The sequence below is a fragment of the Paenibacillus sp. PsM32 genome, assembly GCF_030433815.1.
GTDB classification, from domain to species: domain Bacteria; phylum Bacillota; class Bacilli; order Paenibacillales; family Paenibacillaceae; genus Saccharibacillus; species Saccharibacillus kyungheensis.
The window spans coordinates 505,214-518,240 of record NZ_JARUWY010000001.1 but is presented as its reverse complement, the minus strand read 5'-3'; the positions used below and the strand labels follow the sequence as shown (position 1 = coordinate 518,240).

Sequence of the window (13,027 nt, the reverse complement as noted above, 5' to 3'; positions counted from 1 at the left end):
GTATTCACATATACAAAAATTGATAACATTTCCTAAACTTATGGTATATTAACTTACTCATCTAGGATTTATTTTCTTTTTAATTGTTTTTAAGGTGAGATTAAGGTTAATAAGCGAATATAAGGATGTAGCAAATAACACATCCGGTTATTTTAATATCATGGGAACCTTGGGAGGTTGACTTCAATGGACGAAAAGAACAAAAATGATTTGAATAATGGCTTCAATCCTGATGGCCAAAACAATGATACAGCAAACCGTAATACCAACGAATCGAACTCGAATAATGATTCTTCATCAGACCAATCGCATTATTACTCATATGGTCCTTTCCAATCACTAAGCAAAGATAAAGATGGGGAGGAAGTTCGACAAGAACCTGCTCAGGAAGCTAGAAAAATGGAAATGACTCCATCACAATCTAGTCGTCCAGTGTATCCAACGAGTTCAACTCCACCGCCACGTACAGATCATATTGATTCTCTAAATGGAAATCATGATGATAACAATGGCAACCGCAAAACCAGTCAATTTCAATACAACAAACCTAAAACTTCTGCCAAAACAGTTATTGCTTCTATATTAGCAGGGATGTTGATTATGACAGCAGGGATGTTTGGTGCAGATCGTGCTAATCTATTTACCCCAGAGTCAGAATCAACAACGACAACCAATATCGCTCCTGCTTCTGCTGTTACAACAGATAATTCTGTAACGCAAGCAGCATTGCCTGCTGGATCAGCAGATGTAGCTGAAGTAGCAAAAAGTGCTAGCCCTGCTGTTGTAAAAATTGAAACGTTGTCCAAATCCGGTGCAGCTAGCGGCGGAAACAGTCCTTACAATGATCCAGCTTATCGTTTCTTCTTCGGTGATCAAGGCGGAGGAAGTAATGAAGGTGGAGGCAATGGCGGAGATAGCAGTGGCGGTTCTTCGGGTTCTCTTACTCCACTCGGTATTGGATCTGGATTTATTTTTGATAAATCTGGATATATCTTAACAAATGCGCATGTAGTCGGTGAAGCAGATGTGATTCAAGTAACTCTTGAAAACAACAAAACACCGTACACTGCTAAATTAATGGGTAAAAGTACAGATCTTGACCTTGCTGTACTAAAAATCGAACCTAAATCTGGAGAAACGTTCCCATCTGTGACTCTAGGTAACTCTGATAATGTGGCGATCGGAAGCTGGTTAGTAGCGATCGGTAATCCTCAAGGATTTGACCATACTGTAACAGCAGGGGTGTTAAGTGCTAAAGAACGTAGCATTACAGCATCTGATGCATCCAATGGACAATCTACCGATTACACTCATTTATTGCAAACTGATGCTTCTATCAACCCTGGTAACTCCGGTGGTCCATTGCTTAATATGAATGGACAAGTTATCGGTATGAATACAGCGGTTAGTGAAGATGCACAAGGGATTGGGTTTGCGATTCCTTCTAATGTGATCTTAAATGTAGTGGATCAACTGAAAAAAGGTGAGAAAATCCCAACAACACCTGTTCCATTTATCGGTGCTTCTCTTATGTCATTGACAGCTGAAGTATCCAAACAGTTGGGTATTGATACTACAGAAGGTTCTGTAGTTACAGAAGTATTGTACAGATCTCCTGCTTATCAAGCTGATCTACGTTCTTATGACGTAATTACAGGAATCAATGGTACAAAATATACAAACAGTCAGGATCTAGTCGCAGCTATTCAAAAACTAAAAGTTGGCGATTCGGCTACACTGAATGTGATTCGTAATGGTAAAACGATGGATCTTAAAGTAACGATCGGTAATCGCAATGACTTTGATACGACTTCTCCAAGTACAGGCGGTACAGGTCAATAATAGAAAGTTACGAAATCAATATGCTTAGTTGTACTGAGTATATGATAGATCATACTACAAGATCATAAGTGATACAGAAAGGCGGAAAGGGCATACCTTTCCGCCTTTCTTATGACTGTATCGACAAATAACTATTCATTGTTACAATAGAAGAAATAACAATCATAATGTTTACTAAAAAAGACATAGTAAAGGGGTAAGACCGATGAGAGCAACTATTTTAATTATTGATGATGATGAAAAAATTATTTCGATGTTACGTCGTGGATTAGCGTTTGAAGGATATGAAGTATTGACTGCTTCTAATGGAGCAGAAGGATTAAAACAGATGCTAGAAAATGATCCTGCGCTAATGGTATTAGATGTGATGATGCCACAGGTGGATGGATTTGAAGTCTGTCGTCGTGTACGTGAAGCTGGTAGTTCTGTGCCTATTTTGATGTTAACAGCAAAAGATGAAGTAGAGAACCGTGTAAAAGGCTTGGATGCTGGAGCAGATGATTATCTGGTCAAACCATTTGCGCTAGAAGAAATGTTGGCACGGGTTAGAGCGTTGTTACGACGCAAACCTGAATCCGAAGCTTCTACAAGTACACGTCTAGCATTTGAAGACTTAACGATAGATCCTGATGCGCGTGAAGTTACACGAGATGGGCAACGACTCGAATTAACAGCGAAAGAATTTGAATTGTTACATTTATTTATGCAAAATCCGAAACGTGTATTATCAAGAGATTTGATTATGGATAAAATTTGGGGTTATGACTATAGCGGAGAATCAAACGTACTTGAAGTATATATTGCGATGCTTCGTCAGAAAACAGAAGAACATGGTGGCAAACGTCTGATTCAGACGATCCGTGGTGCTGGCTATATTTTAAGAAATAACAGCTAGAGAATGAAGGAGCTGACAGTATGTCAATACGTTTAAGACTGACGGTATGGTATTCGGGGATACTGGCAGTGACTTTGATGCTTTTTAGTATAGCGATTTATGGATTTGTTTATTTTAATACGTATCAAGATTTACAGAATCGTCTAATCGATCAGATTAGCAAAACAGACACGACTGTGGTTACCTTAAATGATAAGCAAGTCGATATTTTTTTATCACCGAAAGATCATGATCGTTTAACAAATGCTGGTTTTCGAGTGAAAATTAAAAATTATGTTAATGGGATTAATAACAACATCAATGGCTCTTTTCTACAAGCACCTCCTGCGAATAAAATACCTAATGAATTAAAACAAATTCAATATAATGATCGTACTTATTTGGTTGCTTATGATGGGATACCCGGTCAGATTAATAATCATATAACTATAGTGGGTGTCATTATAGTAGCGGCAGACATGACCGATGCTCGCCAGTTATTTGATGATCTTCGTGTGACTTTGATTGTAGGATCATTAGCTACATTGTTTATTGCGTTTACATTAGGGTTATTTTTGGCGCGCAAATCTATGGCTCCTATCGAAAAGGTTATTGATGCGGCGAGTCAGATCCAAAAAGGAAAAGACCTTAGTGTACGAATCGATTATGATGGACCTCATGATGAAATCGGGCAGTTGATTAGTACGGTTAATGGAATGTTAGGCAGAACCGAAGTGTTTTATAAAGACCTAGCAGAAGCCTATGCTGCACAGCGTCGCTTTGTATCTGATGCTTCGCATGAATTACGTACTCCACTGACCACCATTCGTGGTAATGTCGATTTATTACAAAAAGCTTGGAACAAAAAACCTCATGAAGCTCCTCATTTAGATGAAGAAAGTCTAAAGCAATTGTCGATGGAATCGATTAACGATATTGCAGATGAATCCAAACGAATGAGTCGCCTGGTTAATGATATGCTTTCGTTAGCTCGCGCCGATGCAGGGCAGACGATCGTGATGGAGAGCTTGCCTGCGGGTGCTCTTCTGGATGATGTGATGAGACGTGCCCAATTTATCCCGCACAAAGCAACATGGCAACCAGCCAATACTGTGGCGTTAGACGACTATCATATTTATGGTAACAAAGATTATCTACAACAAATGTTGTTTATTTTTATTGAGAATGCTTTTAAATATACCAAAGAGGGTACAGTATCTCTAGATACCGTATTGTATCAAAATCAGATTGGGATTCGAATCAGTGATACAGGTATCGGTATGGATCAAGAAGAAGTGCCTCATATTTTTGAGCGATTTTATCGAGCCGATGAATCGCGCGGTGTAACGCCGGGTACAGGCCTGGGATTATCGATAGCGAAATGGATTATCGATGAGCATGCAGGTTCTGTAGAAGTAGTTACCGCTAAAGGCAAAGGAACAACATTTGTAATCTGGCTTCCATTAGCGGCTGTACCGGTCGAAAATAAAATCGATCCTGTATTTGAAGCTGAACCTGAAAACGAGATTTCTGATACCAAAAAACCAGAATAGACAACAAGTAGCAAACAATAGTCACTTTTTGAAGCTAGGTTTGCTACTTTCCTTTCCTGCGCCCTATCAAATGGGTTATAATGAAGTTGCTATTGCTTCTTTCGTAAGATAAGCCAACCCTAGAAAGCAGGTGTACCCCTTCATGGAAATTGTAAAGATTGCGCCGCGTGGGTATTGTTATGGTGTAGTAGATGCTATGGTGCTTGCTCAGCAAGCTGCCAAGAACCTTGACTTACCACGGCCTATTTATATACTCGGTATGATTGTGCATAACAGTCATGTCACTCAATCATTTGAAGATCAAGGTATTATTACATTAGATGGACCTAATCGTGTAGAAATTCTTGAGCAAGTCGAAAGTGGAACGGTTATTTTTACGGCTCATGGTGTGTCTCCTGAAGTGCGCCGTCTAGCTCGTGAAAAAGGATTAACGACTGTAGATGCGACCTGTCCTGATGTAACGCGTACTCACGATCTTATCAAGGATAAAGCAAGCGAAGGTTATCAGATCATTTATATCGGTAAAAAAGGTCATCCTGAACCTGAAGGTGCGATTGGTGTTGCACCGGATCAAGTCTACTTGATAGAAAAAGAAGAAGAGATCGATCAATTGGAGATTCCAGCAGGCAAGATTGTAATTACGAATCAGACCACAATGAGCCAATGGGATATTCGCTTAATTATGAAGAAACTTCTAGAGAAATTCCCGGGAGCAGAAGTGCATAACGAGATTTGTCTAGCGACACAAGTTCGTCAAGAAGCAGTAGCAGAACAAGCAGGTCAAGCAGAGCTTGTAATCGTTGTAGGTGATCCGCGTAGTAACAACTCTAATCGTCTAGCACAGGTATCCGAAGAAATCGCAGGTGTTACGGCTTACCGTATCTCTGATCTTACAGAGCTTAAACGTGAATGGTTAGTTGGCAAAAGTAGAGTAGCTGTTACGGCTGGTGCGTCTACACCAACTCCAATTACCAAAGAAGTCATTAACTATTTAGAAAAATACGATAATGACGATGAATCCACATGGGAAATGGTAAGAACAGTAGATCCTAAACGTTTATTGCCTCCTGTGCGTGAGAAAAAAGGTAGAACCACCAATCAACCTGTCCGTCACTGATGGACATTGTCCACGAAATGATGTATTTAAAGTGTCTAACCCTTGATGGGAAAGGCACTTTTTCTTTTTATATTCTTTATACTATGCGTACAAGATTTTGTACTATGACACAGCTTGACATGTCTAACAGAGTGCTGTATATTTACTTTAGTGATTAAAAGCTTAAAAGCGAACAAGCGTCTAAGTGATGATGTAAAAATATAATAAATATCACATATCCAAATCATTTTATATAGTCAGCTATCTATTTTAATATCATCATCAACACATACAGAGAGGGAGATTACAAATGATCGTTATCGTATCGAACCAAACACCGCAGGAGCAAGTAAAAGAGATTACTACTGTTATAGAACAAGCAGGCTTACAAGCCCATATTTCTCGGGGAGCAGATCATACGGTTATAGGTCTTATTGGAACAGCCGAACCTCGCTTGATGGAGCACTTACAACAGATGAAAGGCGTAGAGAAAGTGATGAAAATTTCCAAATCCTACAAATTAGCGAGTCGTGATTTCCATCCTGAAAATACGGTAATCCAAATAGGCGATGTATCGATCGGTGGTGGCGAATTAGTTGTTATGGGTGGTCCTTGTGCAGTGGAATCAGCAGAACAGATTGATGAGATTGCTCGTCTGGTCAAAGCTGCTGGTGGACAAGTATTACGCGGTGGAGCATTTAAGCCACGTACAGGCCCTTACAGCTTTCAAGGTGTAGGAGTCGAAGGACTAATTATGATGGCAGAAGCAGGGAAGAAACATGGACTGCTAACGATTACAGAAGTAATGACACCGGAATATGTAGATATCTGTGGTGAATACGCTGATATTTTGCAAGTCGGTACACGTAATATGCAGAACTTTGATTTATTGCGCAAATTAGGAGAAAGCAAAAAGCCTGTGTTACTTAAACGTGGATTCAGTTCGACATATGATGAATTTTTGAATGCAGCAGAATACATTCTGGCAGGTGGCAATCCTAATGTAATGCTGTGTGAGCGTGGTATCCGTACGTTTGAGACATACACTCGTAACACGCTTGATCTATCGGCTATTCCTGTATTGCAACAATTGAGCCATCTACCTGTCATTTCTGATCCAAGTCATGGTACAGGACGTCGTGAACTGGTAGAGCCTATGACCAAAGCGTCAGTAGCTGCTGGAGCAGACGGTCTTATTATCGAAATGCATACAGATCCTGATAATTCGATGACTGGTGATGGTGTACAATCGTTATTCCCGGATCAATTTGCTAAATTATTGCGCGATCTGGAACAATTGTCGCCTATTATTGGCAAAACGTTCAGCACTGCCAAAGCACCAGCAGCGTTTTTTGAATCCTCTGTCCAAGTGTAGTATATTTAAATTAACCGAATATTATTTAAAATTGAGTTGATTTGAATAGGGACATGTCTGTACAAAAACAAAAACCATTTCTGCATAGCTTGTCTAATTTTCATGTTAGGTATAGCTGGAATATATTAGTATTTTAGAAAATCATGTAAGGTTTAAAAAAACAGCTCACTCTATCCGATTTTTAATTGACGGATTGACGAGCTGTTTTCTTTTTTGGTAAGCTATGAGTGTAAGCATATCTTACATAAATTTTAGGGATATGTAAAAAGGCTATTGACGATGTAAGGTTTTACGATTTATAATGACGACAGAAAAAAAATCGAGAGAATGAACATTCGACATCGAAAAAGAGTGTAATGTTCGGAAATTTGGGGAGGAAAGTACAAATGGCGGTAGAAAACGTATTGAAGCTTGCACAAGAAAACAACATTGAGTGGTTTGATTTTCGTTTTGTGGATTTGTCTGGTCGTGCTCACCATATCTCTTTGCCAGCTAGTGAAGTGGATGAGGATACTTTTGTAAATGGTGTTGCGTTTGACGGTTCTTCAATTCCTGGGTTCCGCGGTATTGAGGAGTCTGATATGGTGATGATGCCAGATCCGGAGTCCGTATTTATCGACGCTTTTACTGCTCATCCAACGTTGAACATTATGTGCAATATCTTCACCCCGGACGGCGAGCGTTATGAACGTGATCCGCGCGGTATTGCAGAGAAAGCGGAAGAATATCTGCAAACAAGCGGTGTAGGAACAGCAGCATTTTTTGCTCCTGAATCCGAGTTCTTTATCTTTGATGATGTACGTTACCAAAGCGATGTGAATGTATCCTCTTACTCCGTTGATTCTAACGAAGCATTCTGGAACACGAACCGCACAGAAGATGGCGGTAACCTTGGTTTCAAAATCCGTAAAAAAGGCGGATATGTTCCAGTAGCTCCTGTCGATTCTCAACAGGATATTCGTAGCGAAATGTGTCGCTTGCTTGAAGAAGCAGGACTTCGCATTGAGCGTCATCACCATGAAGTAGCTACTGCTGGACAAGCAGAGATCAACTTCCGTTTTGACACTTTGAAATTAACAGCTGATAACTTAATGAAATACAAATATATCGTGCATAACACAGCACAACAATATGGCAAAACAGCAACGTTTATGCCTAAACCTTTATTCGGTGATAACGGTAGCGGTATGCACGTTCACCAATCTATCTTTGATGGCGATACGCCTTTGTTCTACGAAAAAGGTGCTTATGCGAACTTGAGTGAAATGGCATTACATTACCTGGGCGGTATCTTGTATCATGCTCCAGCATTGATCGCATTGACTAACCCAAGTACGAACTCTTTCAAACGTCTTGTTCCTGGTTATGAAGCTCCAGTTAACTTGGTGTTCTCGAAAGGTAACCGTTCAGCAGCAGTTCGTATTCCGATTGCTTCTGTAACACCTAAAGGTTGTCGTATCGAATTCCGTACACCGGATTCTACAGCTAATCCTTACCTTGCATTCTCTGCAATGTTGATGGCTGGTCTTGATGGTATCAAGAAAAAAATGGATCCTCGTGAATTAGGATATGGTCCTTTTGACAAAAATATTTATGAATTGCCTGAAGAAGATAAAGTAGGTATCCGTAGTGTTCCAGCATCTTTGGAAGAAGCTTTGGATGAATTGGAAAAAGATTTCGACTTCTTGCTTGAAGGTGATGTATTTACAGCAGACTTTATCCAAAACTACATTTCATTCAAACGTGCAGAAGCGAAAGATGTTGCAATTCGCGTACATCCACACGAATTCAGCTTGTACTACGATTGCTAATTATTACTTATCTCACACACTAGATCGTAGAGATCAAGTAATCAGAATCCTCCGGAACATCATGTCCGGAGGATTTTTATATGAGTAGAAAAATAAAACGATTACATTTTATTTTGTTCACAAGATATCGCATTATGTTAGATAGCAAGTGACAAAAGACACTTGATCACCCCTAAAATAGCTGATATCATAGCGATAATCATTTAGCACAAACCTAACATCTAAGCGCTTGGCACTATAAGCGCGACGAGTAAAATGAGAAGTGATTTTTGTGTAGCAAAATATCTTACTGCTTAAGCACTTGGCATTATAAGTGCGACGAGTAAAATGAGAAGTGATTTTTGCGTAGCAAAATATCTTACTATCTAAGCGCTTGGCACTATAAGCGCGGCGAGTAAAATGAGAAGTGATTTTTGCGTAGCAAAATATCTTACTATCTAAGCGCGACAGAGAAATAAGAAATGATTTTTGCAAAGCAAAATATCTTACATCTTACTATTTAAGCACTTGGCAGTATAAGTGTGCTTACAGAAATGGAAAGTGATCTGGCGAAACAAAAAGTGGAATGTTGAAATTGAAAGGGTGGAGAACAACATGACAAAAAGAGCGTACAATTTTAATGCTGGACCTGCTGCATTGCCTTTAGAAGTATTAGAGCGTGCACAAAAAGAATTTGTGGATTATCAAAATACAGGAATGTCTATTATGGAAATGTCACATCGTGGCGCAGTATATGAAAAGGTACATAGCGAAGCTCAGGATCGTCTGTTGTCGTTGTTAGGCAACCCGGAAGGTTACAAGGTGTTATTTTTACAAGGAGGGGCTAGCACTCAATTTGCTATGATTCCAATGAATCTACTGTCTGAAGGCAAGACAGCAGGTTTTGTAGCTACAGGAAGCTGGGCAAGCAAAGCGTTAAGCGAAGCGAAGTTAGTAGGAGACACAACGGTTGTCGCTTCCTCAGAAGAAGATAAGTATATGAAGCTACCTGATCTAAGCCAATTGGATCTACCTGCAAATACAGCTTATGTGCATATCACTTCTAATGAAACGATTGAAGGCGTACAATTTAGTAAGTTTCCTGATACAGGAGATATTCCTTTAGTGGTAGATATGTCGAGTGATATTTTGAGTCGTCCATTAGATATGAGTAAGCTTGATATGGTCTATGCAGGCGCGCAAAAGAATTTGGGACCTTCTGGAGTAACCGTCATTATTGCAAAAGAAGAACTCATTACCGAATCGCCTAAGCATATTCCATCGATATTCCGTTACAGCACGCATGCTAAAAATAATTCGCTATACAATACACCGCCTGCTTTTTCGATATATATGGTAAATGAAGTTTTAAAATGGATTGAAGAAAAAGGTGGACTTGAAGGTATTCAGCGTGAAAATGAAGCCAAAGCTACTTTAATCTATGATGCGATTGATAACAGTAATGGTTTTTATAAAGGGGCGGCTGAACTTGAAAGTCGTTCGATCATGAACGTTACATTCCGTCTAGCATCTGAAGAATTAGAAAAAGCATTTGTCAAAGCTTCGGAAGAAGCTGGATTTATAGGCTTGAAAGGTCACCGTAGCGTAGGCGGTCTACGTGCTTCGATTTATAACGCTGTTCCTTATGAAAGCTGCAATGCTCTGGTTGAGTTTATGAAGGAATTTCAGAGCAAAAATGGCTGAATGTACTAAGGAATGACAGCCTTCCCCTCTGGGAAGGCTTTTTTAAAAAAAATTTCCAATTATTTTTGTCAAAAGCTGTCGCATTTTACCGAAATCGGTTATAATCAAAAAGAACTATATAAAAGGTGGAAATAAACCTATGGCACTACACATTGTACTCGTTGAACCTGAGATCCCGGCAAACACCGGCAATATTGCTAGAACATGCGCAGCTACAGGAACGCATCTGCATCTTGTCCGTCCTTTAGGCTTCAAAACGGACGATTCTACATTGAAAAGAGCAGGTCTCGATTACTGGCATGCCGTCAATATTGAATATCATGATTCTTTCGAAGAGGTTCAAAAGACCTACTCAGATCACCGTTTTTTCTTTGCAACAACTAAAGTGAAAAATAGATATTCTGATTTTCAATTTCAAGATGGTGATTTTCTCGTATTTGGTAAAGAAACTAAAGGATTACCACCTGAATTAATTGCAGCAAATGCAGATACAGCTATGCGTCTGCCAATGTCAGATGATGTGCGTTCACTGAACCTTTCAAATTCAGCAGCCATTATCGTATATGAAGCATTACGCCAACTTAACTTTTTACATTTAGATTAATTGGTATGAATTGACTCTGTATCGTAATTTTAGTAGGAAATAATAAAAGTTAGCAGGATTCAAGAAGTAAGTGGAGAAATAAAAGGAAGTACTAAAATTCAGTGAATATATAGCTGATATTCCAAATTTTATAATGACTTCATTTCTCTACTGCTTCAATCAGCAAAGTATAAATATTAGTGAGGTGTGTATTAGTATGAAACCAGCAGGCGTTGTACGTAAAGTCGATCAACTTGGAAGAATCGTGTTACCAAAGTCTTTGCGCAAAAGATATCAAATGAATGAAGGAGATCCTGTAGAAATTTTAGTACAGGGGGATCATATCATTTTAGAAAGATATCGTCCGAAATGCGTATTTTGCGGATCAATGGAAGAAGTAGGGGAATTCAAAGAGCGTTATGTATGTGCTCAATGTATGGAAGAAATGAATTTAATTCCTAAAAATGCTTAATTTAGTAAATAAGTAACATTTTAAATTTTAAGATAGTTAGATTATCTTGATAAAATGCGAAATAAAAATAACCTTTCAGCACGATATTGTGTTGGAAGGTTATTTTTATCTTATCTATAATAGGTGTACATATACTTATTTGAAAAATAAAAAATGAGTTGGAACAGGACGCAAGCTTCCATCGGAAGGATGATTGATTACACGTCCGTTCAAAATAAGCGAAGTGGAGCCACCGCCATCTAAATTATAAGCATCAACAACGCCCATTTTGTATAACTTGTTTTGCAATTCGACTAGAGTTGCACCAGAACTACCATTTTCATTGTATCCATCGGCTACGATAACAATAATTTGATCGTCTTTGTATTTACCAATCACTGTTCGTGGTGCACGCAAAGGCGAAGCTTTCCATTTCGCAGGAATCGGTACTTTTTTTCCATTTTGAATCAATACCGGTACAAAAGAAGCACCAAATGAAGGGTCTAACGCATCCAGATTAGCTTTACTTGTAAATTTGCCACCGATCAATTGCCCTGACTTATTCATCCCAACAAAAAATAAATCTTTGAATGTCGATTGAAATCCATTTAGATATTTTCCATTGAGTACAGTGGTACTGAGTGGATAGCGCTTGCCTCCTCCATCTGCAAATCCTCCAGCATTAATACCTGCTATTGCCCCTGATCGCTGAACAGCAGTCAGTGTCGTTTCAGATCCGCCAAATGAATCTTTACCCAGTGTCATATTCATAGCAGAAGGTTCTTTTAGTTTGATTTTCATAGCATATGCTTTGTACGTGCCCGGATTCAGACGGTATAGTTCAATATGGATTCGATTGCTATTTACTTTCTCTGAAGCCGCTCCTAATTTGGACGTGATTCGTTTATTGTAAATTTGTTCAGGCTTATTCGCTTGAGTAGAAGCCGTCTGTACAATACGAGACATCGTCGATGTGGTCTGATTGTATAACTTGGTTGTGCGCTCAATCGATGACGATGTCTGTACAGCTACTTTTTCAGCTTGATCCAGATGGGTAAGAATCTGTTCTGATTGATCGCTAAGTTGACTAACTGGCGCATATTTTTGGATATCTAAAGGAACGGCAACCTGATTCGATTGAAATACCAATATAAATAACAATCCAGCAAAAGGTGCTGTCGCTAACATCAACAAACGATTGATTTTTTTAACACGCATCGTCATTTTAACAATTCCATTTTCTTTTGTAGTGTATTGAGTTGCTTTTGCACTTCATTGAGTTGGGTATACAATTTGTTGCTATTATCGGTTTTGCTACTGGCATTGTCTTTCGTAAATGTAAGCAATTCATTAAAAGAATCGACTTTACTTTGCAAAGCGGTCATTTCTTTAGACATATCATTTAATCGAGTCTCATAATCATGTTGCAATACAGCGATTTGCCGTTCTGTATCTGCTTTGATCGACGCGATCATCTGTTGTTTCATATGATTGCTATATAAGTAGGCGATCGTTGCACCCAGTCCAATAATCAATATCCAAAACACTAAAAACCATTTGGCAGAGGACCCTTTGTTTGTCTGATGTCGCATCGTTGTTCGGGAAGAAGACTCTGCGTTTGACTGCATATTCACTCACCTCGATAAAGCTTTTATTTTTGACCAAAATCCATTTTAACATGTCCGATATAGCCAGTCTATCTTACTAGATAAGATTCTATATTCTTCCAATATCATTCTTCTATTATCCAATTCTCGCA

11 protein-coding genes are annotated in these 13,027 nt (G+C 39.0%); 9 read left to right on the top strand and 2 right to left on the bottom strand.

Going from position 1 to position 13,027, the window contains the following annotated elements:
* The first annotated feature begins 186 nt into the window (after positions 1 to 186).
* The 9 genes from QCD85_RS02420 (at position 187) to QCD85_RS02380 (ending at position 11,289) form a co-directional block, all read left to right on the top strand.
* Positions 187 to 1,842 (top strand): S1C family serine protease, encoded by a 1,656-nt coding sequence (locus QCD85_RS02420; RefSeq protein WP_273615457.1) that lies wholly within the window; start codon positions 187 to 189, stop codon positions 1,840 to 1,842.
* A 205-nt stretch (positions 1,843 to 2,047) separates the two neighbouring features.
* Positions 2,048 to 2,737: a response regulator transcription factor gene (locus QCD85_RS02415; RefSeq protein WP_273615458.1), complete on the top strand. Its 690-nt coding sequence runs from the start codon at positions 2,048 to 2,050 to the stop codon at positions 2,735 to 2,737.
* Positions 2,738 to 2,757: 20 nt separating this feature from the next.
* On the top strand, positions 2,758 to 4,269 hold the full coding sequence (locus QCD85_RS02410) for a sensor histidine kinase (protein WP_274170533.1): 1,512 nt from the start codon (positions 2,758 to 2,760) through the stop codon (positions 4,267 to 4,269).
* 142 nt (positions 4,270 to 4,411) lie between these two features.
* Positions 4,412 to 5,386: a 4-hydroxy-3-methylbut-2-enyl diphosphate reductase gene (locus QCD85_RS02405; RefSeq protein WP_273615460.1), complete on the top strand. Its 975-nt coding sequence runs from the start codon at positions 4,412 to 4,414 to the stop codon at positions 5,384 to 5,386.
* A gap of 289 nt (positions 5,387 to 5,675) precedes the next feature.
* The gene (gene aroF, locus QCD85_RS02400; protein WP_274170532.1) at positions 5,676 to 6,740 is read left to right on the top strand and encodes a 3-deoxy-7-phosphoheptulonate synthase; all 1,065 of its coding nucleotides are present in this window, start codon (positions 5,676 to 5,678) and stop codon (positions 6,738 to 6,740) included.
* A 386-nt stretch (positions 6,741 to 7,126) separates the two neighbouring features.
* Positions 7,127 to 8,551, top strand: a complete 1,425-nt coding sequence (gene glnA, locus QCD85_RS02395) for a type I glutamate--ammonia ligase (protein WP_301261537.1) — start codon at positions 7,127 to 7,129, stop codon at positions 8,549 to 8,551.
* A 594-nt stretch (positions 8,552 to 9,145) separates the two neighbouring features.
* On the top strand, positions 9,146 to 10,234 hold the full coding sequence (serC, locus tag QCD85_RS02390) for a 3-phosphoserine/phosphohydroxythreonine transaminase (RefSeq protein WP_301261536.1): 1,089 nt from the start codon (positions 9,146 to 9,148) through the stop codon (positions 10,232 to 10,234).
* A gap of 139 nt (positions 10,235 to 10,373) precedes the next feature.
* Positions 10,374 to 10,838, top strand: a complete 465-nt coding sequence (trmL, locus tag QCD85_RS02385; protein ID WP_204824902.1) for a tRNA (uridine(34)/cytosine(34)/5-carboxymethylaminomethyluridine(34)-2'-O)-methyltransferase TrmL — start codon at positions 10,374 to 10,376, stop codon at positions 10,836 to 10,838.
* 196 nt (positions 10,839 to 11,034) lie between these two features.
* A complete protein-coding gene (locus QCD85_RS02380) occupies positions 11,035 to 11,289 on the top strand; it encodes an AbrB/MazE/SpoVT family DNA-binding domain-containing protein (protein ID WP_069326911.1) in 255 nt (84 codons plus the stop codon).
* Positions 11,290 to 11,424: 135 nt separating this feature from the next.
* Here the strand turns inward: QCD85_RS02380 and QCD85_RS02375 are convergent, their stop codons facing one another.
* Together QCD85_RS02375 and QCD85_RS02370 are read right to left on the bottom strand one after the other, a co-directional pair.
* Positions 11,425 to 12,492, bottom strand: a complete 1,068-nt coding sequence (locus QCD85_RS02375; protein ID WP_301261535.1) for a phosphodiester glycosidase family protein — start codon at positions 12,490 to 12,492, stop codon at positions 11,425 to 11,427.
* Positions 12,489 to 12,896 (bottom strand): hypothetical protein, encoded by a 408-nt coding sequence (locus tag QCD85_RS02370; protein WP_441005592.1) that lies wholly within the window; start codon positions 12,894 to 12,896, stop codon positions 12,489 to 12,491. The genes QCD85_RS02375 and QCD85_RS02370 overlap by 4 nt, the downstream gene beginning before the upstream one ends.
* Between the last annotated feature and the right edge of the window lie 131 nt (positions 12,897 to 13,027).